The sequence below is a fragment of the Citrobacter sp. Cpo030 genome (genome assembly GCF_030333005.1).
Classification (GTDB): domain Bacteria; phylum Pseudomonadota; class Gammaproteobacteria; order Enterobacterales; family Enterobacteriaceae; genus Citrobacter; species Citrobacter portucalensis.
The window spans coordinates 67081-91401 of sequence record NZ_JAOWGT010000060.1 but is presented as its reverse complement, the minus strand read 5'-3'; the positions used below and the strand labels follow the sequence as shown (position 1 = coordinate 91401).

At 53.3% G+C, this 24321-nt stretch carries 25 protein-coding genes; 14 read left to right on the top strand and 11 right to left on the bottom strand.

From position 1 onward, the window contains the following. Positions 1–11: 11 nt before the first annotated feature. From plsX to ptsG, 12 genes are all read left to right on the top strand, one after another. Positions 12–1091 (top strand): phosphate acyltransferase PlsX, encoded by a 1080-nt coding sequence (plsX, locus tag OGY37_RS11655; protein WP_071846967.1) that lies wholly within the window; start codon positions 12–14, stop codon positions 1089–1091. Positions 1092–1168: 77 nt separating this feature from the next. After that, the gene (gene fabH, locus OGY37_RS11650; protein ID WP_003832181.1) at positions 1169–2122 is read left to right on the top strand and encodes a beta-ketoacyl-ACP synthase III; all 954 of its coding nucleotides are present in this window, start codon (positions 1169–1171) and stop codon (positions 2120–2122) included. Positions 2123–2137: 15 nt separating this feature from the next. Continuing rightward, a complete protein-coding gene (gene fabD, locus OGY37_RS11645; RefSeq protein WP_286620846.1) occupies positions 2138–3067 on the top strand; it encodes an ACP S-malonyltransferase in 930 nt (309 codons plus the stop codon). Between the two features lie 12 nt (positions 3068–3079). Beyond that, positions 3080–3814, top strand: coding sequence for a 3-oxoacyl-ACP reductase FabG (gene fabG, locus OGY37_RS11640; RefSeq protein WP_003036255.1), 735 nt, complete (start codon positions 3080–3082; stop codon positions 3812–3814). 154 nt (positions 3815–3968) lie between these two features. Next, a complete protein-coding gene (gene acpP, locus OGY37_RS11635) occupies positions 3969–4205 on the top strand; it encodes an acyl carrier protein (protein WP_000103754.1) in 237 nt (78 codons plus the stop codon). Positions 4206–4290: 85 nt separating this feature from the next. Next, the gene (gene fabF, locus OGY37_RS11630; RefSeq protein ID WP_003036260.1) at positions 4291–5532 is read left to right on the top strand and encodes a beta-ketoacyl-ACP synthase II; all 1242 of its coding nucleotides are present in this window, start codon (positions 4291–4293) and stop codon (positions 5530–5532) included. A 135-nt stretch (positions 5533–5667) separates the two neighbouring features. After that, entirely contained in the window at positions 5668–6477 is an 810-nt protein-coding gene (gene pabC, locus OGY37_RS11625; protein ID WP_063941429.1) for an aminodeoxychorismate lyase, read from the top strand. A 2-nt stretch (positions 6478–6479) separates the two neighbouring features. Next, positions 6480–7502, top strand: a complete 1023-nt coding sequence (yceG, locus tag OGY37_RS11620) for a cell division protein YceG (RefSeq protein ID WP_008784373.1) — start codon at positions 6480–6482, stop codon at positions 7500–7502. Then, positions 7492–8133, top strand: coding sequence for a dTMP kinase (gene tmk / locus OGY37_RS11615; RefSeq protein WP_048214457.1), 642 nt, complete (start codon positions 7492–7494; stop codon positions 8131–8133). Before yceG ends, tmk begins: the two co-directional genes overlap by 11 nt. After that, complete coding sequence (holB, locus tag OGY37_RS11610; RefSeq protein ID WP_286552815.1) at positions 8130–9134, top strand: DNA polymerase III subunit delta'; 1005 nt, start codon at positions 8130–8132, stop codon at positions 9132–9134. The genes tmk and holB overlap by 4 nt, the downstream gene beginning before the upstream one ends. Before the next feature lie 10 nt (positions 9135–9144). Then, positions 9145–9942: a metal-dependent hydrolase gene (locus OGY37_RS11605; protein ID WP_003832193.1), complete on the top strand. Its 798-nt coding sequence runs from the start codon at positions 9145–9147 to the stop codon at positions 9940–9942. A gap of 416 nt (positions 9943–10358) precedes the next feature. Next, on the top strand, positions 10359–11792 hold the full coding sequence (ptsG, locus tag OGY37_RS11600) for a PTS glucose transporter subunit IIBC (RefSeq protein WP_003036277.1): 1434 nt from the start codon (positions 10359–10361) through the stop codon (positions 11790–11792). Positions 11793–11847: 55 nt separating this feature from the next. Here ptsG and OGY37_RS11595 read toward each other — a convergent pair whose 3' ends face one another. The 7 genes from OGY37_RS11595 to OGY37_RS11565 all read right to left on the bottom strand — a co-directional run bounded on the left by OGY37_RS11595 (position 11848) and on the right by OGY37_RS11565 (position 19466). Further along, entirely contained in the window at positions 11848–13626 is a 1779-nt protein-coding gene (locus tag OGY37_RS11595) for an aminopeptidase P family protein (protein ID WP_286620844.1), read from the bottom strand. A gap of 15 nt (positions 13627–13641) precedes the next feature. Further along, positions 13642–15096: an AMP nucleosidase gene (locus tag OGY37_RS11590; protein ID WP_126318479.1), complete on the bottom strand. Its 1455-nt coding sequence runs from the start codon at positions 15094–15096 to the stop codon at positions 13642–13644. 118 nt (positions 15097–15214) lie between these two features. Next, positions 15215–16531, bottom strand: coding sequence for a shikimate transporter (gene shiA, locus OGY37_RS11585; protein WP_063941430.1), 1317 nt, complete (start codon positions 16529–16531; stop codon positions 15215–15217). Between the two features lie 244 nt (positions 16532–16775). Further along, complete coding sequence (locus OGY37_RS11580) at positions 16776–17243, bottom strand: GNAT family N-acetyltransferase (protein WP_286620842.1); 468 nt, start codon at positions 17241–17243, stop codon at positions 16776–16778. 130 nt (positions 17244–17373) lie between these two features. After that, positions 17374–17799, bottom strand: a complete 426-nt coding sequence (arsC, locus tag OGY37_RS11575; RefSeq protein ID WP_148362119.1) for a glutaredoxin-dependent arsenate reductase — start codon at positions 17797–17799, stop codon at positions 17374–17376. Positions 17800–17811: 12 nt separating this feature from the next. Then, the gene (locus OGY37_RS11570) at positions 17812–19101 is read right to left on the bottom strand and encodes an arsenic transporter (protein WP_148362118.1); all 1290 of its coding nucleotides are present in this window, start codon (positions 19099–19101) and stop codon (positions 17812–17814) included. A 44-nt stretch (positions 19102–19145) separates the two neighbouring features. Beyond that, on the bottom strand, positions 19146–19466 hold the full coding sequence (locus OGY37_RS11565; RefSeq protein WP_047041444.1) for a transcriptional regulator: 321 nt from the start codon (positions 19464–19466) through the stop codon (positions 19146–19148). 85 nt (positions 19467–19551) lie between these two features. Between OGY37_RS11565 and arsH the strand changes: the two genes are divergently transcribed. After that, the gene (arsH, locus tag OGY37_RS11560) at positions 19552–20250 is read left to right on the top strand and encodes an arsenical resistance protein ArsH (protein ID WP_286620837.1); all 699 of its coding nucleotides are present in this window, start codon (positions 19552–19554) and stop codon (positions 20248–20250) included. Between the two features lie 262 nt (positions 20251–20512). Further along, positions 20513–20596: a hypothetical protein gene (locus tag OGY37_RS23400; RefSeq protein ID WP_353622290.1), complete on the top strand. Its 84-nt coding sequence runs from the start codon at positions 20513–20515 to the stop codon at positions 20594–20596. A gap of 90 nt (positions 20597–20686) precedes the next feature. On the opposite strand, the gene fecE is transcribed toward OGY37_RS23400, so the two are convergent. From fecE to OGY37_RS11540, 4 genes are read right to left on the bottom strand one after another with little or no spacing between them, the layout of a single operon-like run. Further along, positions 20687–21454 (bottom strand): Fe(3+) dicitrate ABC transporter ATP-binding protein FecE, encoded by a 768-nt coding sequence (gene fecE / locus OGY37_RS11555; RefSeq protein ID WP_286620835.1) that lies wholly within the window; start codon positions 21452–21454, stop codon positions 20687–20689. Beyond that, positions 21455–22411, bottom strand: coding sequence for a Fe(3+) dicitrate ABC transporter permease subunit FecD (fecD, locus tag OGY37_RS11550; RefSeq protein ID WP_286552803.1), 957 nt, complete (start codon positions 22409–22411; stop codon positions 21455–21457). Then, on the bottom strand, positions 22408–23406 hold the full coding sequence (gene fecC / locus OGY37_RS11545) for an iron-dicitrate ABC transporter permease FecC (RefSeq protein ID WP_286620833.1): 999 nt from the start codon (positions 23404–23406) through the stop codon (positions 22408–22410). Before fecC ends, fecD begins: the two co-directional genes overlap by 4 nt. Further along, positions 23403–24302, bottom strand: coding sequence for a Fe(3+) dicitrate ABC transporter substrate-binding protein FecB (locus OGY37_RS11540; RefSeq protein WP_003832216.1), 900 nt, complete (start codon positions 24300–24302; stop codon positions 23403–23405). The genes fecC and OGY37_RS11540 overlap by 4 nt, the downstream gene beginning before the upstream one ends. Between the last annotated feature and the right edge of the window lie 19 nt (positions 24303–24321).

The window sequence follows — 24321 nt, the reverse complement described above, 5'->3', positions numbered from 1 at the left end:
GCGACGATACCTTGACACGTCTAACCCTGGCGTTAGATGTCATGGGGGGAGATTTTGGCCCTACCGTGACAGTGCCTGCAGCATTGCAGGCACTGAATTCTAATTCACAACTCACACTTCTTTTAGTCGGGGATCCCGATACAATCACGCCATTACTTGCCAAAGCTGACTTCGAACAACGTTCGCGTCTGCAGATTATCCCTGCTCAGTCAGTTATTGCCAGTGATGCCCGGCCCTCGCAAGCTATTCGCGCCAGTCGTGGAAGCTCAATGCGTGTTGCCCTGGAGCTCGTGAAAGAAGGTCAGGCACAAGCTTGTGTCAGCGCCGGTAATACGGGCGCACTCATGGGACTTGCGAAGTTATTGCTCAAACCTCTTGAGGGGATTGAGCGTCCTGCGTTGGTGACGGTGTTACCCCATCAGCAAAAGGGCAAAACGGTGGTTCTGGATTTGGGCGCCAACGTAGATTGTGATAGCACGATGTTGGTGCAATTTGCCGTCATGGGTTCCGTGCTGGCAGAAGAGGTTGTTGGCATTGCCAATCCTCGCGTAGCGTTACTCAACATCGGCGAAGAAGAAACGAAAGGTCTCGACAGTATTCGAGATGCTTCAGCTGTGCTAAAAACAATCCCTTCCATTAATTATATCGGCTATCTTGAAGCCAATGAGTTACTGACTGGCAAAACCGATGTGTTGGTCTGTGACGGTTTTACAGGTAATGTCACATTAAAGACGATGGAAGGTGTTGTCAGAATGTTCCTTTCACTGCTGAAATCTCAGGGTGAGGGCAAAAAACGGTCGTGGTGGCTTCTGTTATTAAAACGTTGGTTACAAAAAAGCCTGACAAGGCGATTTAGTCACCTCAACCCCGACCAGTATAATGGCGCCTGTCTGTTAGGATTGCGCGGCACGGTGATTAAGAGTCATGGTGCGGCCAATCAGCGAGCATTTGAAGTCGCGATTGAACAGGCAGTGCAGGCGGTGCAGCGACAAGTTCCTCAGCGAATTGCCGCTCGCCTGGAATCTGTATACCCAGCTGGATTCGAACTGCTGGACGGTGGCGAAAGCGCAAAATCACGAGCACACAGATAACGGTGCGTTTGTGAATGTGGCCAACGTATCAGCGATTTGCTCGTAGCGGTATATAACCAAAAAGTGACTGAGCGTACATGTATACGAAGATTATTGGTACTGGCAGCTATCTGCCTGAACAAGTGCGTACTAACGCCGATTTGGAAAAAATGGTTGAGACATCTGATGAGTGGATCGTCACTCGTACAGGTATCCGTGAACGCCATATTGCAGCGCCAAATGAAACAGTTGCGACGATGGGCTTTGCCGCCGCAAACCGTGCGATTGAAATGGCGGGCATCGACAAAGAACAAATTGGTCTGATTGTGGTTGCTACCACATCATCCACTCACGCATTTCCAAGCGCGGCGTGCCAGATCCAAAGTATGCTGGGGATCAAAGGCTGTCCGGCGTTTGACGTTGCAGCCGCTTGTGCTGGCTTCACTTACGCCCTGAGCGTTGCCGACCAGTACGTTAAATCTGGCGCAGTTAAGCATGCTCTGGTCGTTGGCTCCGATGTCCTTGCCCGTACCTGCGATCCAACCGATCGCGGAACGATCATCATTTTCGGTGATGGGGCTGGTGCGGTTGTACTGAGCGCATCAGAAGAGCCAGGCATTCTCTCCACGCATCTGCACGCTGACGGTCGCTACGGCGAACTGTTGACGCTGCCTAACGCCGATCGCGTGAACCCGGAAAACCCGATCCACCTGACGATGGCGGGTAACGAAGTATTTAAAGTCGCGGTGACCGAGCTTGCGCACATCGTTGATGAAACGCTGGAAGCCAATAATCTCGACCGTTCTGCGCTGGACTGGCTGGTGCCGCATCAGGCTAACCTGCGCATTATCAGCGCGACAGCTAAAAAGCTGGGTATGTCGATGGATAATGTTGTCGTGACGCTCGACAGACATGGTAATACCTCTGCTGCCTCCGTACCGTGCGCGCTGGACGAAGCCGTCCGCGACGGGCGTATTAAAGCTGGGCAGTTGATATTGCTTGAAGCCTTCGGGGGTGGATTCACCTGGGGCTCCGCGCTGGTTCGTTTCTAGTATAAGGATTTAAACATGACGCAATTTGCATTTGTGTTTCCGGGGCAGGGTTCCCAGACCGTTGGGATGTTGTCTGAAATGGCAGCAAACTACCCAATTGTTGAAGAAACATTTGCTGAAGCATCAGCTGCACTGGGCTATGATCTGTGGGCGTTGACTCAGCAAGGTCCGGCTGAAGAACTGAATAAAACCTGGCAGACGCAGCCCGCGCTGTTGACCGCATCCGTTGCGCTTTATCGCGTATGGCAGCAGCAGGGGGGTAAAACACCTGCGCTGATGGCGGGTCACAGCCTGGGCGAATATTCTGCGCTGGTATGTGCGGGTGTTATCGGTTTTGCCGATGCCGTACGTCTGGTTGAACTGCGTGGCAAATTCATGCAGGAAGCGGTTCCGGAAGGCACTGGCGGCATGTCTGCTATTATCGGTCTGGACGATGCCGCTATCGCTAAAGCGTGCGAAGAGTCTGCCGAAGGCCAGGTGGTTTCACCGGTAAACTTTAACTCACCGGGTCAGGTGGTTATTGCCGGGCATAAAGAAGCCGTAGAACGTGCTGGTGCTGCCTGTAAAGCCGCGGGCGCTAAGCGTGCGCTGCCGCTGCCGGTCAGCGTTCCTTCTCACTGCGCGCTGATGAAGCCTGCTGCTGAGAAACTGGCCGTTGAGCTGCAGAAAATCACCTTTAACGTACCGACTGTTCCGGTTGTGAACAACGTTGATGTGAAGTGTGAAACTACGGCAGACGCAATTCGCGATGCGCTGGTTCGTCAGCTGTATAGCCCGGTTCAGTGGACTAAAACCGTTGAATTTATGGCATCCCAGGGCGTAGAGCACCTGTATGAAGTCGGTCCGGGTAAAGTTCTGACCGGTCTGACGAAACGTATTGTTGATACCCTGACTGCTTCGGCACTGAATGAGCCGGCGGCACTGTCTGCGGCGCTAGAGCAATAAAAGAGGAAGACCATGAGTTTTGAAGGAAAAATCGCGCTGGTTACCGGTGCAAGCCGTGGCATTGGCCGCGCAATTGCTGAGACACTCGTTGCCCGTGGCGCGAAAGTTATCGGTACTGCTACCAGCGAAAGCGGCGCGCAGGCCATTAGCGATTACTTAGGTGCAAATGGTAAAGGTCTGATGTTGAATGTGACCGATCCGGCATCTATCGAATCTGTTCTGGAAAATATTCGCGCAGAATTTGGTGAAGTCGATATCCTGGTCAATAATGCCGGGATTACTCGTGATAACCTGTTAATGCGCATGAAAGATGACGAGTGGAACGATATCATCGAAACCAACCTGTCATCTGTTTTCCGTCTGTCAAAAGCGGTAATGCGAGCTATGATGAAAAAGCGTCATGGGCGTATTATCACTATCGGTTCTGTGGTTGGTACCATGGGAAATGCGGGTCAGGCTAACTACGCTGCGGCGAAAGCGGGTCTGATCGGCTTCAGTAAATCACTGGCGCGCGAAGTTGCGTCTCGTGGCATTACTGTAAACGTTGTTGCTCCGGGCTTTATTGAAACGGACATGACGCGTGCGCTGTCTGATGATCAGCGTGCGGGTATTCTGGCGCAGGTTCCTGCGGGTCGCCTCGGCGGCGCTCAGGAAATCGCCAGTGCGGTTGCATTTTTAGCTTCTGACGAAGCAAGTTACATCACAGGTGAGACTTTGCACGTCAACGGCGGGATGTACATGGTTTAACCACGATGAAAAATATTTGCGTTATTGTAGGTCTTGGCCTCAAAATAACGTAAAATCGTGGTAAGACCTGCCGGGATTTAGTTGCAAATTTTTCAACATTTTATACACTACGAAAACCATCGCGAAAGCGAGTTTTGATAGGAAATTTAAGAGTATGAGCACTATCGAAGAACGCGTTAAGAAAATTATCGGCGAACAGCTGGGCGTTAAGCAGGAAGAAGTAACCAACAATGCTTCCTTCGTTGAAGACCTGGGCGCAGATTCTCTTGACACCGTTGAGCTGGTAATGGCTCTGGAAGAAGAGTTTGATACTGAGATTCCGGACGAAGAAGCTGAGAAAATCACTACCGTTCAGGCTGCCATTGATTACATCAACGGCCACCAGGCGTAAGTGAACATCTCCAGGCGGTCATTCGACCGCCTGAGTTTTATCTTTTTATCCCACTTGAATTATTTTCCCTCCCTGGAGGACAACCGTGTCTAAGCGTCGTGTAGTTGTGACCGGACTGGGCATGTTGTCTCCTGTCGGCAATACCGTAGAGTCTACCTGGAAAGCTCTCCTTGCCGGTCAGAGTGGCATCAGCCTGATCGACCATTTCGATACTAGCGCCTATGCAACGAAATTTGCTGGCTTAGTAAAGGATTTTAACTGTGAAGACATTATCTCGCGCAAAGAACAGCGCAAGATGGATGCCTTCATTCAATATGGAATTGTCGCTGGCGTTCAGGCCATGCAGGATTCTGGCCTCGAAATTACGGAAGAGAACGCTCATCGTATTGGCGCCGCTATCGGCTCTGGTATTGGCGGTCTCGGTCTTATCGAAGAAAACCATACCTCACTGGTAAACGGTGGACCGCGTAAGATCAGCCCGTTCTTCGTTCCGTCGACGATTGTTAACATGGTGGCTGGTCACCTGACCATCATGTACGGCCTGCAAGGGCCAAGCATCTCCATCGCGACCGCCTGTACTTCAGGCGTGCATAACATCGGTCATGCCGCACGTATCATTGCATACGGCGATGCAGACGCGATGGTTGCGGGTGGTGCTGAAAAAGCCAGTACGCCGTTGGGTGTGGGTGGCTTTGGCGCGGCACGTGCACTGTCTACGCGTAATGATAACCCGCAAGCGGCAAGCCGCCCGTGGGACAAAGAGCGTGACGGCTTTGTGCTGGGCGACGGCGCTGGCATGGTGGTACTGGAAGAGTACGAGCATGCAAAAGCGCGTGGTGCAAAAATCTATGCTGAAGTCGTTGGCTTCGGTATGAGCAGCGATGCTTACCACATGACGTCGCCACCGGAAAACGGTGCAGGCGCTGCGCTGGCAATGGTCAACGCACTGCGCGATGCGGCTATTGAAGCGGGTCAGATCGGCTATGTCAACGCACATGGTACGTCTACGCCTGCAGGCGATAAAGCTGAAACCCAGGCAGTGAAATCTGTCTTTGGCGATGCGGCAAGCCGTGTGATGGTAAGCTCCACCAAATCCATGACCGGACACCTGTTGGGTGCGGCGGGCGCGGTAGAGTCTATCTTCTCTATCCTGGCGCTGCGCGATCAGGCTATTCCGCCAACCATCAACCTGGATAATCCGGATGAAGGTTGTGACCTGGACTTCGTACCTCACGAAGCGCGTCAGGTTAGTGGTCTGGAGTATGCGCTGTGTAACTCCTTTGGCTTCGGTGGTACCAACGGATCTTTGATCTTTAAAAAGATTTAAGTCCGTCAGGTGATGCGCTAGCATCGATAGCAAATTGAAAAGGTCCGCTTGTCGGGCCTTTTTTTATTCGGTTTTCCGCCCTTGTCCTGTGTTACTCATCCTGCCAAACTAGCGGACCAGAAATAAGGAGCCACCATGTTCTTAATTAATGGCTGCGAGCAAGATATGCTGGCCGCAAGCGATCGAGCGGCCCAATTTGGTGATGGCTGTTTTACCACTGCCTGTATTATCGACGGTGAAATCCCTCTCTTTGCAGCGCATCTTGAGCGTTTACAAGACGCTTGCCAAAAACTGCTGATCTCTTTTGAAGATTGGTCCGAGCTGCAAAATGAAATGAAAATGCTGGCGAAAGGGCACGTACGCGGTGTGTTGAAAGTGATTATCAGCCGTGGCAGTGGAGGCCGGGGTTACAGTGGCAAAAATTGTCATAGTGCCACACGCATCCTCTCCGTTTCAGCCTGGCCCGATCATTACGATCGTTGGCGGCAAGAAGGTATTACGCTGGCGCTAAGCCCAGTGCGGCTGGGACGTAATCCACTGCTTGCCGGGCTTAAACACCTGAATCGACTGGAGCAGGTGTTGATTCGCTCTCATCTTGAACAGACGGACGCCGATGAAGCGCTGGTTCTTGACAGCGAGGGATGGGTTACGGAATGCTGTGCGGCTAATTTGTTCTGGCGTAAAGGCGATGTGGTTTACACGCCCCGGCTGGATCAGGCCGGAGTGAACGGTATTATGCGACAATTCTGTATCCGGATGCTGGCACAATCGCCATTCAGTATTGTCGAAGTGTATGCCGGGTTGGAGGAGGTAATGCAGGCTGATGAAATCGTCGTCTGTAACGCGTTAATGCCCATTATTCCCGTGCGTGCCTGTGGCGACACGTTGTTGTCTTCACGTTTGTTATTCGATTATTTAGCCCCACTTTGTGAGCACCCGAATTAGTCATGAAAAAACTGTTACTTGTTGTCCTGTTATTGCTGGTTGTGCTGGGCATTGCCGCTGGAGTGGGAATGTGGAAAGTTCGCCATCTGGCGGACAGCAAATTATTGATTAAAGAAGAAACGATTTTTACGCTGAAAGCGGGGACGGGCCGTCTGGCTCTCGGCGAACAGCTGTATGCAGACAAAGTTATCAATCGTCCGCGCGTGTTCCAGTGGCTGCTGCGTGTGGAGCCCGAGCTGTCGCATTTTAAGGCCGGAACATATCGCTTCACGCCTGACATGACGGTGCGGGACATGCTGCAACTACTGGAAAGCGGCAAAGAGGCGCAGTTCCCGTTACGTCTGGTTGAAGGGATGCGCCTGAGCGATTATCTCAAACAGCTGCGTGATGCCCCGTATATCAAACATACGTTAAGCGACGATAGCTATGAGACCGTGGCCGAGGCACTTAAGCTGGAAAACCCGCAATGGGTAGAAGGCTGGTTCTGGCCAGATACCTGGATGTATACCGCCAATACTACTGACGTAGCGTTGCTAAAACGCGCGCATCAGAAAATGGTTAAAGCGGTGGATACTGTCTGGGAGGGGCGCGCTGATGGCCTGCCTTATCAGGACAAAAATCAGCTGGTAACCATGGCTTCTATTATTGAAAAAGAAACTGCGGTCGCCAGCGAGCGCGACCAGGTGGCTTCGGTCTTTATTAACCGCTTACGTATCGGTATGCGTTTACAAACCGATCCGACCGTGATTTACGGGATGGGTACACGGTATAATGGCAAATTGTCGCGTGTGGATTTAGACACCCCGACCGCCTATAACACCTATACCATTACTGGACTGCCGCCAGGCCCGATTGCCATGCCGGGAGAGGCTTCATTGCAGGCCGCGGCGCATCCGGCAAAAACGCCGTATCTCTATTTTGTGGCTGACGGTAAAGGCGGCCACACGTTTAACACCAATCTTGCCAGCCATAACCGGTCCGTGCAGGATTACCTGAAAGTGCTTAAGGAAAAAAATGGGCAGTAACTATATCGTCATTGAAGGCCTGGAAGGCGCCGGAAAAACCACCGCGCGTAACGTGGTGGTGGAGACACTTGAGCAACTCGGTATTCGTGACATGGTTTTCACCCGCGAACCTGGTGGAACGCAGCTGGCTGAGAAACTAAGAAGTCTGGTGCTGGATATTAAATCGGTCGGTGACGAGGTCATTACCGATAAAGCCGAAGTTCTGATGTTTTACGCGGCGCGTGTGCAGTTGGTCGAAACCGTTATTAAACCTGCACTGGCGAAAGGCGCGTGGGTAATTGGCGATCGTCACGATCTGTCGACCCAGGCGTATCAGGGCGGCGGACGCGGTATCGATCAAAACATGCTGGCAACCCTGCGTGATGCGGTGCTTGGTGATTTTCGTCCGGACCTGACGATCTATCTGGATGTGACGCCAGAAGTCGGGTTGAAGCGTGCCCGTGCCCGCGGCGAGCTGGATCGTATTGAGCAGGAATCTTTCGACTTCTTTAATCGTACTCGCGCGCGTTATCTTGAGCTGGCTGCCAAAGACGCCAGCATTCGTACTATAGACGCTACGCAGCCGTTGGAGGCTGTGATGGCTGATATCCGTCATACCATCACCCAATGGGTGAAGGAGCAGGGCGCATGAAATGGTACCCATGGTTACGACCGGATTTTGAAAAACTGGTAGCCAGCTACCAGACGGGTCGTGGTCACCATGCGTTACTGATTCAGGCGTTACCCGGAATGGGCGACGACGCGCTGATTTACGCCCTCAGCCGCTATTTAATGTGCCAGCAGCCGGAAGAGCATAAAAGCTGTGGACAGTGCCGCGGCTGTCAGCTAATGCAGGCGGGGACGCACCCTGACTACTATTCGCTGCTGCCGGAAAAAGGCAAAAGCACGCTGGGGGTTGATGCGGTACGCGAAGTCAGTGAAAAGCTGTACGAGCATTCGCGTCTCGGCGGCGCGAAGGTCGTGTGGATCCCGGATGCTGCCCAGTTAACTGATGCCGCCGCCAACGCCTTGCTGAAAACGCTGGAAGAACCCCCGGCACAAACCTGGTTTTTCCTCGCCAGCACAGAGCCAGCTCGCTTGCTGGCGACATTACGCAGCCGTTGTCGGTTACATCATCTTGCACCACCGCCGGAGTCGTATGCGATTTCCTGGCTTGCTCGTGAAGTGACTGCGTCGTCAGAAGCGCTGCTGAGCGCGTTACGCCTGAGTGCAGGTTCGCCAGGCGCGGCACTTACGTTGTTACAGGCTGAAAGCTGGGCGCACCGCACAGATTTTTGTGCGGCACTGGTGAACACATTAAACACAGGCGACTGGTATATACTGCTCGCGGCGTTAAACCACGATCAGGCTGCCGCCCGTTTACACTGGCTGGCAACGTTGTTGACCGATGCGTTGAAACGTCCGTATGGCGTTTCCCATTTAACGAATCCTGATGCGCTGGACCTGATATCTTCTATCGCAGAACGGTTATCCGTTGCCCAGATACAGGCGATACTCGGTGACGTTTGTCATTGTCGTCAGCAACTGCTGAACGTGACGGGCGTAAACCGTGAGCTGGTGTTAACCGATCTTATTCTTCGTATTGAGCATTACCTGCAACCAGGCTCCGTACTGCCTGTTCCCCATCTTTGAGAGAGACATTATGTTTTTAGTCGACTCACACTGCCATCTTGATGGCCTGGATTATCAATCTCTGCATAAGGACGTGGATGACGTGCTGGCGAAAGCGGCCGCACGCGATGTGAAATTCTGTCTTGCCGTCGCGACAACTCTGCCAGGATATCGCAGTATGCGCGAACTGGTCGGTGAGCGTGACAATGTCGTTTTCTCCTGCGGCGTGCATCCGTTAAATCAGGATGAAACCTATGATGTTGAGGACCTGCGTCGTTTTGCCGCCGAAGAGGGGGTTGTGGCGATGGGAGAAACCGGGCTGGACTATTTTTACACGCCGGAAACAAAGGTGCGCCAGCAGGAATCTTTTATCCACCACATTCAGATCGGCCGTGAGTTACAGAAGCCGGTTATCGTGCATACCCGCGATGCGCGAGCCGATACGCTGTCTATTCTGCACGAAGAAAAAGTGACGGATTGTGGCGGCGTACTACACTGTTTTACAGAGGACAGAGAAACGGCGGGCAAATTACTGGACCTTGGATTCTATATCTCGTTTTCCGGCATCGTCACGTTCCGAAATGCAGAGCAGCTCCGTGATGCCGCCCGCTATGTTCCTCTGGACCGGTTATTGGTCGAGACGGATTCTCCCTACCTTGCGCCTGTACCGCATCGTGGAAAAGAGAACCAGCCCGCCATGACTCGTGACGTTGCAGAGTACATGGCCGTAGTGAAAGGTGTTGCCGTTGAAGAACTGGCGCAGGCAACCACTGATAACTTTGCCCGCCTGTTTCACATCGACGCTTCTCGCCTGCAATCTGTTCGTTAACTGACTTTTTTTAAAGCTCGTAATTAATCACTAATGCGAGTAAAGTTCACCGCCACAAAATGGGCGGTGAATAATCAGTTTGACACATTCAGAAACTCATTTTATCGGAATGTGCGGATTTTGCGGCCATTCACGACTGAACTGTGATAGCCGTCAAACAAAAACAAACTGAATTATTTTACTCTGTGTAATAAATAAAGGGTACTTAGATGCCCTGTACACGGCGAGGTTCTCCCCCCTCGCCAATGCGTGAGAACGTAGAATACACAAAATCATTCAAGCGGCATCAAGGCGGCAAGTGAGTGAATTGCAGGAGCTTACCAGAGTAAGTGACTGGGATTTAAGCGCGCAGCCAATGCAGAGGCGGTTTGAAGGATGAAGTGTATAAGCACAAATACTCAGGAGCACTCCTAATTATGTTTAAGAATGCATTTGCTAACCTGCAAAAGGTCGGTAAATCGCTGATGCTGCCGGTTTCCGTACTCCCGATTGCAGGTATCCTGCTGGGCGTCGGTTCCGCTAACTTCAGCTGGCTGCCAGCCGTTGTATCGCACGTAATGGCAGAAGCAGGCGGTTCTGTTTTTGCAAACATGCCGCTGATTTTTGCTATCGGTGTTGCGTTAGGCTTCACCAACAACGACGGCGTATCTGCACTGGCATCCGTTGTTGCTTACGGCATCATGGTTAAAACCATGGCTGTTGTTGCGCCGCTGGTTCTGCATTTACCTGCTGAAGAGATCGCCGCTAAACACCTTGCTGATACGGGTGTTCTCGGGGGGATTATCTCCGGTGCGATTGCAGCGTATATGTTCAACCGCTTCTACCGTATTAAATTGCCTGAGTATCTTGGCTTCTTTGCGGGTAAGCGCTTCGTTCCTATCATTTCTGGTCTGGCTGCCATCTTCACGGGTGTGGTTCTGTCCTTCATTTGGCCGCCGATCGGTACTGCTATTCAGACGTTCTCCCAGTGGGCTGCATACCAGAACCCGGTCGTGGCGTTCGGTATCTATGGCTTCATTGAACGCTGCCTGGTGCCGTTTGGTCTGCACCATATCTGGAACGTTCCTTTCCAGATGCAGATCGGTGAATACACCAACGCTGCAGGTCAGGTGTTCCACGGTGATATCCCTCGTTATATGGCGGGTGACCCGACTGCGGGCAAACTGTCCGGTGGCTTCCTGTTCAAAATGTACGGTCTGCCGGCTGCCGCTATCGCTATCTGGCACTCTGCTAAACCAGAAAACCGCGCGAAAGTGGGCGGTATCATGATCTCCGCGGCGCTGACCTCGTTCCTGACCGGTATTACCGAGCCGATCGAGTTCTCCTTCATGTTCGTGGCGCCGATCCTGTACATCATCCACGCGATTCTGGCTGGTCTGGCATTCCCGATCTGTATCCTGCTGGGTATGCGTGACGGTACGTCGTTCTCCCACGGTCTGATCGACTTTATCGTTCTGTCCGGTAACAGCAGCAAACTGTGGCTGTTCCCGATTGTCGGTATCGGTTATGCGATTGTTTACTACACCATCTTCCGTGTGCTGATCAAAGCGCTGGACCTGAAAACTCCGGGTCGTGAAGATGCTACCGAAGACAGCAAAGCAGGTGCGTCCGGCGAAATGGCTCCGGCTCTGGTTGCGGCATTCGGCGGTAAAGAAAACATCACTAACCTTGATGCGTGCATCACCCGTCTGCGTGTCAGCGTGGCTGACGTTGCCAAAGTGGATCAGGCTGGCCTGAAGAAACTGGGTGCGGCGGGCGTTGTGGTAGCTGGTTCCGGTGTTCAGGCGATTTTCGGTACTAAGTCCGATAACCTGAAAACTGAAATGGATGAGTACATCCGTAACAGCTAAGCAGTAAGAAGTTGGGGAGAACTAAGGCAGCCTGCGGGCTGCCTTTTTTATTGTATTAATTAGCCTGAACGCGAATCGGTGCGGTAGCGGCGAACAACCACGGACGAGCCTCTGCATTTACGTGAGGGGATAACGTCTCTCTGACCTGCTGGTGGTAATCATCAATCCACTGCTTTTCAGCTTCATTCAACAGATGCAGTTCAACCAGATTCAAATCAATCGGCACCAGTGTCAGCGTTGAGAAGCGACAGAAGCCAGGACGACTGTTGATTATTTCCACTTGGTTCTCAATACGGATCCCATATTGCCCGGCCAGATAGTAACCCGGTTCGATAGTGATGATATTGCCCGCGACCAGAGGCCAGGGGTTTACTTTCTTGGCAATGCGATGGGGTTGTTCATGGATGAGCAGCTGGTGGCCTACGCCGTGTCCCGTGCCATGATCAAAATCCAGTCCCAGCTCCCACAACGCCCGGCGGCTAAAGGCATCCAGTTGATGGCCCTGAGTCCCACTGGGAAACTGCAGCGAAATAAGCGACAAAAAGCCTTTCAACACGGCGGTGTAATGCAGGCGACGTTGCGGATCCTGTGGGCCAAACGCGAGAGTACGCGTCGTATCCGTCGTACCATTGTGGTACTGGCCGCCGGAATCATTCAGATACATGGCCTGCGAGGTAATTGGCGTATTGGTCTTTTCACTGGAGTGGTAATGGCACATTGCGGCATTGCTGGCAGAGGCCGAAATCGTGCTGAAGCTTTGCTCAATAAATCCCGGCTGCTGTTGGCGAAATTCCAGTTGCTTTGCCTGCGCTTCCAGCTCGGTGACCGGATTGCCTGCCGCTTCGCGCAAAGGAACTTCATGGGCCAGCCAGGCAAGGAAGTTTACCCAGGCTGCGCCATCTTGTTCATGGCATTCCCGATAGCCTGCCAGTTCAACGTCATTTTTGTGGGATTTCATCAGAGTGATGGGATCGGGCGCCCAAAGAACGTTGCCACCGTGTTCTTCAATGGCAAAACGCAATGCAACCGGAGCGTAGTCTTTATCGACCAGGAAGCGCTTCCCATTGGCCAACTGCTGGCAGCGAGTCAGAAAACTCTCTTGCGGGGCCAGCGTGAGCGTGTTCAGTAGTGATGCGGGGAGTTGCTGCGTTTTATTGCTATCCACAAACCATTCCAGCTCACCGCTGCGATGGAGCAGGGCAAACGAAAACGGCACTGGCACCATGGCCAGATCCGAACCGCGTACATTCAACAGCCATGCAATGTTATCCGGCAGGGTAATTGCCAGCACGTCAGCCTGGTGTTGAGCGAGTTGTTCCACGACGCGGGCACGCTTTTGCGTGCTGCTTTCCCCGCTGATTTCAATGGGCATTTCACGAATGATGCCGCAGGGGGCTGCCGGTCGGTCTAGCCATACCTGGTCAAAAGGATCTTGCTCAAGAGGCACCAGCTTGCAATGTGTTGCCGACAAGGCTTCAAACTGGCTGTTGACCATCAGCATTGGTTCAAAGCCGATACGTGTACCCGCTGCAACGTGAGACTGCAAATAGTCGGCCAGCGGCTCATCGTGTAAATGATGAATTTCAAAATCATCCAGCGAGACTTCATTGCGTACCTGGACCTGATAGCGCCCATCGACAAACATTAACGCGCGATCCCGAAGGACCAACGCGAGGCCGGCAGAGCCGCTAAAACCGGTCAGCCAGGCCAGTTTATTGTCATGCGGCGTACAATCTTCACTTTGATGAGCATCGGCGCGCGGAACAATCATGCCATCCAGCCCCTGCGCTATCAGCAGGTTGCGCAGGGCGGAAAGAGGAGTTGAGTTGTGCATAGTTACCTTCAGGTCTTAACGGAACGGCGGTTCGTTGAATGTACGTAATTTACGGGAGTGCAGTCGGTCGCCTTCAGCACGCAGACGATCGATAGCCCGGATACCTATTTGCAGATGCTCAGAAATGGCACCTTCATAAAAACGGTTGGCCTGACCAGGCAGTTTGATCTCACCGTGCAGTGGCTTGTCGGAAACGCACAGCAGCGTGCCGTAAGGAACGCGGAAACGGTATCCCTGGGCGGCGATGGTGGCGCTTTCCATATCGATAGCCACCGCTCGGCTGAGGTTAAAGCGTAGCGCAGAAGCGGAATAGCGTAGCTCCCAGTTGCGATCGTCAGTGGTGACGACGGTACCAGTACGCAGGCGCTGTTTAACCTCTTCGCCGGGCATACCGCTGACTTCTTTGGTGGCGTCATACAGTGCGCGCTGCACTTCCGCTATGCTCGGAATTGGAATATCTGGCGGCAGTACGGCATCCAACACGTGGTCGTCACGCAGATAAGCGTGGGCCAGAACATAGTCGCCGATCGCCTGGCTTTCACGCAGCCCGCCACAGTGACCAATCATCAGCCAGACGTCAGGACGCAGTACAGCCAGATGATCGCAAATGGTTTTGGCGTTAGACGGGCCAACGCCGATATTAACCAGCGTGATCCCCTGACCGTCGGCGGTGATTAAATGCCAGGCGGGCATCTGGTGTTTCTTCCAGGCGAGATCGGAGATGGCTTCTTCAGGCGCTTCAGTTTCAGCGGTGATCCAAATCCCGCCCGCGCAAGAAAGCGCGATATATGGGCTATCAGGGTCGAGGATCTGGCTGCAACCCCAGCGCACAAACTCATCGACATAGCGGGTGTAGTTAGTGAACAGCACAAACGGCTGAAAATGTTCAACCGGCGTTCCCGTGTAGTGGCGTAGTCGCGCCAGCGAAAAATCTACTCGTCGGGCGTCGAAGTGCGACAACGGGGAGAATTCCGCCGGATGATAGGTACCGTCTGCTGTTTCATCGCCAATCTGTGACAGCTCGGTAGTGGGGAAATGGCGCGTTAATCCGGCGCTCATCGAGCGGTCGAGCGTCAGTTCAGAACCGTCAATGACATACGGATAGGGGATTTCATGCTGCGACGGCTCGACGGAGATATGCGCATCATAATCCTGATACAGCAGCGTGAGCTGTTCTTCAAGATACGGACGAAAAAGCGACGGACGGGTAATCGTAGTGGTGTAGCTGCCCGCATGGGTAAAACGACCATAGGCGCGGGTTTTCGGGGGATTGGTGGCGCTGCCATCCCAGGTGACACACAGTGATGGGTAAACAAAAAGACCGTTATGGCGGGCGATTACATCAGGGAGCGTCCCTGTTTCAATATACTTACCAATGGCGCTACGCAGTGCTTTAACCGACTGCTCGTACAGCGCGTCCAGTTTATCCAGTGCCTGAGCCGGGGTCAGGCTGGAGCCCTTATTGTTCATGTCTGTCTCCTTGTTCCACAGATGTACTGCTCTCCCGATAGTATGTCACAGGAATGTGAAACAAAAGTCAGACGTTGAGGAAGATTGTGCGAAGACCGGACGGCCTCCGCACTCAGGCTTAACCGTGCTGCTTATCCCGCATCAGCAATGCTGTAGTGGCGGAAATAAGACAACCCGCCATCAGATAAATGGCCACACTGTGCCAGTCTCCGCCGGAAAATGTCACCAGTGCAGCAGCAATGAAGGGGGTAAAACCGCCGCCAACCACACTTGCTACCTGATAGCCAACGCCCGCGCCGCTGTAGCGATAGCTTGCGCCAAACAAACCGGTAAACATAGGCTGCTGCACGCAGACCACCATATCGTGTGCAATGTTGGCCAACATAATCGCGAAGAACACGATCCAGAAAATGGATTGCGCTTCTAACGCCATAAAGAACGGGAATGCGCTGAGCGTCCCGACCAGTGCGCCGGTAATGTAAACGCGCCGGCGACCAAAGCGGTCGGCGAGCCAGGCAAAGCAGGGGATGGTCAGACAGCTCAGCCCACCCACCAACAAGCCAATATTCAGAAACAGTTCGCGAGGTAAGCCCAGATTCTGCGTGGAGTAATTAAGGGCAAACGCGGTGACGATATACATCGTCAACAGTTCACACAGGCGCAGAGCGATAATTTTCAAAAACGCACCTGGATGACGGATTAACGCCTCTACTACCGGTAGTCTCTTTTTCTCTGGTTGCGGTGCCTGCTGTTGCTGTTCGAATTCGGCCGATTCATCCATTCGGTTACGCATCCACAACGCGCCCAATACCAGCACGATGCTGAACAGGAATGGAATACGCCAGCCCCAACTCAGGAACTGCTCATCGGTAGTTTGCGAGCTAATCAGCGAGACCAGACCGGTAGAAAGCAGTAGCCCGACGCCATAACCGACCTGAACGCCGCTGCTGTAGAAGGCTTTTTTATTTTTCGGCGCGCTTTCGACGGAGAGCAACGCCGCGCCACCCCATTCACCGCCAACGGCGAATCCCTGAATAGCACGCAGCGTTACCAGCAGAACGGGAGCCCACCAGCCAATGGCGTCAAAGGAAGGAATAATCCCTATCAGTGCAGTGGCGATCCCCATCATCCAGACGGTGAGCATCAGCATTCGTTTACGACCCAGGCGATCGCCGAAGTGGCCGAAGATCACCCCGCCTAACGGGCGGAACAAAAATCCGACGCCAAAGGTGGCGAATGCAGCAAGCGTCCCCATCGCCGGGCTAACCTGCGGGAAGAACTCGCGGTTAAAGACCAGTGCGGCAGTGATGCCGTAAAGCAGAAAATCATACCAGTCGACCACGGCACCCGCGAAGCTACCAAGCGCAGCGCGTCGGGCGCGGTTAAGCGAAGAGGCGTCCTGTTGGGGACCCGTGGAGGTGAGGGAGGAATCCATAGTTATCCTGTCTGTACTGTTTTTTAGTTATTAGTATTTGAGTTGGGTTACACACATTGCAGTCGCAATATTAACGACCGTTATGAGATTACCGCGACAGACGAGAAGTGAAAACGATTATCTCCCTCATCTGATGGCAACATGAAAAATAAGACGAATGAGAAATCTGAACCTGGTGGAATCGTGGCCTGTCAGGAGTGTTCTGATTTCAGGCGGAGCATTAGGAGCGCTGTATTTGGGGAAGTTATAAACCCACTTTCATAATGGTATACGGAGATTCGGTGAAACCACATCGCTCATAAGCACGAATCGCACGCCCGTTATCTCCGTGGACATATAAGCGAAGCTCCAGTGCCTTTTCTGATTTAGCTTCTTTTGTAAGATGTTTGATGAGCTCATCAGCTAATCCCATCCCACGATGCTCCGGGGCGATATAAAAGCTTTGGATCCACCAGTAGTCATTTCCATGAAAAGCACTCCATTCTTTTACGACAGAGGTATTGGCGATCACTGTTCCTGAAGAATCTTCCATAGCCCAATATTTTGAACGTGGGTTTTCACAAAACGCCGACGAAACGCCACACTCCACAGCAACAAGGTCAATCACTGAACCTTCAGATTCTTGTGCTTCCTGAGTAGTGAATTCGATGATTTTGTTGATATCGTCAGGGGTAGCTGGTCGAATAAAGTAGTTCGTAAGTCTGGCTCTCATTAGCGTTGCATCGACCCGTTGAACTCACAGCACGGAGCGGACATTGCTGACTGAGCTGAAGGTCCGCTGTGAGCGAAAAGCGGACGCCCGCATAGCGTTAACAGGCGTCCGATATTTTGAAGTGGGCAGATTACTTAACTCGTTTACCCGTTTCGTCAATGACCTTCTCACCATCCTCTTTGGTAAACACTCCTTTCTGACCTTCCGGTAGAATATCCAGCACCATTTCGGAGGGACGACAAAGACGTGTGCCGATCGGTGTCACTACAATCGGCCGATTAATCAGGATCGGATGCTGAAGCATAAAATCAATCAACTGCTCATCAGAAAACTTGTCTTCATCAAGACCCAACTGCTCATAAGGTTCGACGTTCTTACGCAGCAATGTACGTACTGAAATGCCCATATCTGAAATCAGTTTGCTAAGTTCATCACGAGTCGGGGGAGTATCGAGATAATAAATAATGGTTGGTTCGTTACCGCTGTTACGGATCATCTCCAGCGTGTTACGTGAGGTGCCACAGGCTGGATTGTGATAGATGGTAATGTTGCTCATATCTGTATCTCATTACAAAGTGATGGAGAGCCGCAACGCCAGCGCGGCCAGAGTGATAAACAGCACGGGCAGAGTCATGATAATGCCGGTGCGGAAGTAATATCCCCATGTAATCGTTATATTTTTCTGGGCAAGCACATGCAGCCAAAGCAGGGTTGCCAGACTGCCAATCGGGGTGATTTTCGGGCCTAAATCGCAGCCGATCACGTTGGCATAAATCATTGCCTCTTTGACGACGCCAGTCGCCGTACTCCCATCAATCGACAGCGCGCCAATCAGCACTGTCGGCATATTGTTCATCACCGACGACAGGAACGCGGTCAGAAAGCCGGTGCCAAACGTTGCTGCCCATAATCCCTTTTCTGCCAGCAGGTTTAGCACGCCAGACAGATACTCCGTTAACCCTGCATTGCGGAGGCCATAGACAACCAGGTACATGCCCAGCGAAAAAATAACGATCTGCCATGGCGCACCGCGCAGGACTTTTCCGGTGTTGATGGCATGACCTCTTTTCGCCACTATAAACAGTACTGCTGCGCCAGTAGCCGCTATCGCACTGACCGGGATCCCCATAGGCTCCAAAACAAAGAAACCGACAAGCAGCAATAACAGGACAATCCAGCCCACCCTGAACGTTGCCGGATCTTTTATCACACTGGCAGGAGTCTTCAGCAGCGAAACGTCATACGTCGCCGGAATGTCCCTGCGGAAGAAGAGATGCAGCATGACTAGCGTGGCCGCAATCGCTGCCACATCTACGGGGATCATAACGGAGGCATACTGCGTAAAGCCCAGACCGAAAAAGTCCGCCGAGACGATATTCACCAGGTTAGAAACAATGAGCGGCAGGCTGGCCGTATCTGCTATAAATCCTGCGGCCATCACAAAGGCCAGTGTTGTGCCCTTGCTGAATCCCATTGCAAGCAGCATCGCAATCACAATTGGTGTCAGAATCAGCGCGGCGCCGTCATTGGCGAACAAAGCAGCGACAGCGGCACCGAGCAACACTATCCAGGAAAACAGCAGGCGACCACGCCCGTTACCCCAGCGGGAGACGTGCAGTGCGGTCCACTCAAAGAAACCGGCCTCATCGAGTAGCAGACTGATGATAATGACCGCAATAAATGCCGCTGTCGCGTTCCAGACGATATTCCAGACAACGGGAATATCATTGATATGGATGACACCGGTTACCAGCGCCAGCACAGCCCCGATACTCGCACTCCAGCCAATGCTCAAGCCTCTGGGTTGCCAGATCACCAGTATCAGCGTCAGTAAAAATATACTCCCTGCCAAAAGCATCTCAGACTCCGTTATATATGATTATGTAAATGTGTTTTCATTTCTCAACAGGAGGTGCAGGCTGATTTATCCAGCCATTCACGCACATCCTCTCGCATACACTGCCAGGACGTTGTGATTGTCTCAGCTGCCCATGCCGGTATGTGGGGTGACAGACGATAATGGATCCATTTGCCTTCACGACGATCCAGAACCAACCCAGCCTCGCGAAGAATAGCCATATGTCGCGAGACTTTGGGCTGTGATTCGGAAATGGTTGCGCAGATATCACAGACGCACAGTTCTCCTGACTCCCGGAGAATCATGACGATGGCGAGCCGGGTTTCATCCGACAGGATTTTGAAAAGCTGAACAGGTTGTAGCATTTTTCACTCCGTTCCCTTTAGAATATACATATGGTAAATCATATGTGTTAAATTTGAAATCATCTGATCTCTCCGGAGTAGAAAAATGGAACAATTTCCAGCACTGAATAGTGAATGCTTTGATCAACACATCGCCGAGCGCCTGCACCTGCACGAGCCGCCGCGGATTCTGATCCTATATGGCTCAGTTAGAGAGCGCTCCTACAGCCGCTTTGCTGCGGAAGAAGCTGGTCGCCTGCTGGCAGCGATGGGCGCGGAGGTAAAACTATTTAATCCCTCAGGTTTACCCCTGCCGGATGATGCGCCAGATACACATCCTAAAGTCGCCGAGCTGCGCGGTCTGGTCAGATGGTGTGACGGGATGGTGTGGAGTTCTCCGGAACGGCACGGGGCTATGAGCGCAGTTATGAAGGCGCAGATTGACTGGATACCATTAAGTGAAGGCGCAGTTCGTCCTTCGCAGGGCAAAACACTTGCGGTAATGCAGGTTTGCGGAGGTTCACAGTCCTTCAATGGAGTGAACCAGATGCGTATTCTGGGCCGGTGGATGCGGATGTTTACGATCCCTAACCAGTCCTCCGTAGCCAAGGCATGGCAAGAGTTCGACGAAAACGGACGAATGAAACCTTCGTCATGGTATGACCGCATTGTCGATGTAGCCGAAGAGCTGTTTAAAATCACTCTGCTGCTTAAGGGGCAAACCGGCTATCTTGCGGATCGTTACAGCGAACGAAAAGAGAACCATCAGGAGCTTTCATCCCGTGTCAATCAGGACAAAATATAACGTTGTTCTTTGCATAAGCTTAACAACGTCGGCTATTGGCACACCGCGGACGTCGGTATGAAGCAACCCAGCGCCCGTTAATATTAAGCGGAAAGATGAATTAGCGTGTCTCCCCGTTTCGTCATCCTCTTCGCGTTTTACTTAATCCTGCCTTTGTTGCTGTGCATACAGCGACGTGTTATCACTCGGTAAACTGCATTTCACGGGTTGCTATGGTGCAGAGAGTAATCCCTGAACACCGTTGTCTGCGGTTTATGAACCGATGATTCATATGGTTTTGAATGGTTCTAAACGCATGATGGTTGATGACAGAACGCTGCAACATGATCCAGCCCAGAACCGTTGAAATGTTACCTGGGCGGACTGAAGTCATCGTAGCACGAGTGATATAACCGGCGACCTGTTGAAGCCATGGTACCATTACAGACTGTATCATCTACCTCACTACACACATCGGCCTGCCAGATACCGGTTCGGGGTGTATCTCCGTATCCACGCTGAATACGGTTCTCAGCAATCCAGGGTTCATCACCTCTTCTGGTGTGCCTTGCGCCATAACATGTCCGTTCGCCATGACCACCAGATGGTCGCAGTACCGGCTGGCCTGATTAAGGTCGTGCAGCACGGCGACTACCGTTTTCCCCTGAGCCCGGAGTTCCCCCATCAGCCGCATCAGTTCCACCTGGTGATTGATATCGAGATAGGTGGTTGGCTCATCGAGAAGTACAACGGGCGTATCCTGCGCCAGGACCATCGCCAGAAATGCGCGCTGTCGCTGACCGCCAGAAAGATCGGTTAACCGTCGGTCGGCAAGATGTAGGATCCGGGTCTGGCTCATAGCGTCATGGACCCGCGCATTGTCATCAACGCAGAGACGCCCCCAGAGTGACAACCACGGGTTGCGACCGTACGAAACAAGCTCCTGGACGGTGATCCCCTCGGGAGTTAAATGGTGCTGGGGCAGCAGCGCCAGCCTGCGTGCTAGCTGGCGTGATGAGAGCGTGTTGATGGCATTATCGCCGAGAAATACGCCACCGGACTGCGGCGTTAACAGTCGTGAAAAACAGTTTAACAGCGTTGATTTCCCGCAGCCGTTGGGGCCGAGCAGGGCGGTTGTCTTCCCTGCTGGTAGGGCGAGTGAAACACCATCAAGCACCTTGTTTGTACCGTAACAGACCGTCAGATTTTCAGTTCGTAATGTCATTTATCGCATTCTCACAAGCAGCCAGACAAACCATGGTGCACCGATAATGGCGGTCAGCACGCCAGCCGGAAGCTCCAGCGGGGGATGAATAATTCGTGCCAGCAGGTCGGCAATCACCAGTAGCAACGCACCTGTCATGGCCGAAATGGGCAGCAGCCAGCGGTGACGTCCACCGGTAATGCTGCGCACCATATGCGGCACCACGAGACCAATAAAGCTAATTGGGCCGCAGACTGCCACGCCGGTCGATGTCATGGCGACGGCCAGTAGCAAAGCCTGGAGCCGGATACGCGGCACCGACACACCGAGCGTGGTGGCGCGCGCATCGCCCAATGCCAGGAGGTCGAGATCGCGGCAAAAACGCAGACTCAGCGGCAGAAACAAAATCAGCAGCGGGGCGGCTATTTTCACAAAGCTCCAGTCACGCCCCCATAAGCTGCCGGTCAGCCACAGCAGGGCGCTGTTCACATCCTGCGGACGCGAAAGCATCAGATAATCCGTCAGACTGGCCCAGCAGGCAGAAAGCGCAACACCCGTGAGAGCGAGCTTCATCGGCTGGCTGGTGTTCGCCAGCAATCTCAGCAGGATCAGGCCCGTTATGCCTCCGGCAAAGGCCAGCAGCGGCAGAGCAATCACCGGTAGTGACGGTAAGAGAAACAGTGCGCCTACAGAGGCAAGGCTGGCGGCATGGTTTACGCCGAGAATATCCGGCGATGCCAGAGGGTTACGCACGATCCCTTGTACCAGCACGCCTGCCACCGCGAGGGCTGCACCGACAAGCAACGCCAGCAGTAGCCGCGGCAGGCGGTAGGCCGTTAACACGTAATGATATTCGCGCCCGGTCTGCCAGTCGGTCAGCAGGGCACGCCAGGGAACGGCGATCACCCCCATTTGTAACGACAGAACCGAAAATCCTGCCAGCGTGAGGGCGATGAGAATGACTATCGCAATTTTCATCCACGCCTCCTGACCAGCCAGACAAAACAGGGCGCACCAATCAGCGCCACTACTGCCCCCGCGGGCAATTCGCCGGGGAAGGCCAGCGCTCGGGCCAGAACATCAGCCAGCAGCAGCAGCGTGGCGCCCATCAGCATGCTCATCGGCAGGACCTTGCGCTGATCGAATCCCACCCAGAAGCGAGCCAGATGCGGCATCAGCAGACCGATAAACGCCACCGGGCCTGCCACGCTGACGCAGGTACCGACCAGAAGCAGCACCAGAATATTGATGATCAAACGGAGCTTCGGCAGATTCACCCCCAGCGTGCGGGCGGTGCTGTCACTGACGTTAAGCAGGTTCAGTTGATTAGCCAGCAGCAATACCACCGGTACAGCAACCGCCACCATTGGGAAAAGCTGCCAGAACTCCTGCCAACGTGCGTGGGATACGCCTCCCGCTAGCCAGTAAAAAATGCCGTAAGCGTGATCTTCCGTCAGCAGCAAGGTGATGCGGGTAAGGGCCATACAGAAAGCCGAGAACGCGATGCCCGCGAGGATCAGTTTGTTTCTGTCCTGGGTGTGGCGAAATCCACCACCTGCGGTCATCACCATCAGCCAGCTTACGCCGCCACCGCAGGCGGCGATAAAGGCGATGGAGTAACCCGTAACGGGCGCAGGGCTGATAGCGCTGGTAAGCGCCATCGCCAGCGCTGCGCCACTGTTAATACCGAGTAGTGAAGGGGAGGCCATTGCATTATGCGTCAGGGTCTGCAGCAGCGTTCCCGCCAGAGCCAGGCTTGCGCCGATCAAAATGGCGACCAGGCTTCGCGGCAAACGAAGGTTTTGCACCAGCGCTTGTGGAAGCGTCGGCGTATGGCCTGGCAGCAGGGCGTGAATGGCATCAACGCCAGAAACAGAAATGGCCGAGTAGCAAAACAGACTCAGCCAGAAGATAGCGATAAGCGCGACAAGGGGAATCCCCCACTGTAGCGCTGGATGTTTGAAAACTGTCATTTCACATCGGATAAAGGCTGGTGGTGAAAGATTTTTACCGTGTCGCTGGCAATACGTTCGGCTGCGAAAATGCCGCGCATTCGCGCCCAGGCGTTACTGTCGACCGATGCCGTCTGCTGCTTCTGCGCCGCAGTTAACATCTGCCACAGCGGGTCTTGTTGCCAGCGTTTCACGATACTCTCTTCGCGATAGTGCGCGACCAGCAGCCATGCCGGATTGAGCGCCAGCAGCTGTTCCAGACCGATGGAAGGCATAGACGAACCCGCCATAGCCGCAGGCACCGTCAGCCCCAGAGAGGTCAGGACGCCCCCGGTCCAGGTCTCCTGCGTGTGCAGGTTGAACTGCTGCTCTCGGGACGTACCAAACACCACCATCGTGTCTTTTGGCAGTTGGCTGGCCCACTCTGACATCTGTTGTTGGTGTTGCGCCAGGCGTGACTGCATCTGTGCCTTTTTACCCACGATTTCACCGATGATGGCCGCAGACTGAAGATTTTCAGCGTAGGTTTCATTGCGGGACTTGAGCAGCAGCACCGGTGCGATTTGCTGTAAGGCGCTGTAAATACCCGCATGGCGGCTGCTGTCGGCAATGATCAGATCCGGTTTCAGCGCGCTGATGGCTTCTAAACTCGGCTGCGCACGCGTGCCGACAGACTGCCAGGGTTTCAGATGGGTACGAACCTCTGGAAGAATGCGCATGGCATCGTTATCGTCGGCAATGCCGACCGGACTGACATCGACAGCAGCCAGTGCGTCCGCGAACGACAGTTCCAGCACCACTATCCGTTGTGGCGTTTTATCAAGCGTAAAGGTGCCATGTTCGTCATGAACCGTGGCGGCAAAAGCATGGCCGGTGAGCAGCAGAGCGGCGAATAGTGTGCGTAATGGTGTGAACATGTAAATTGCCTGCGTCGGG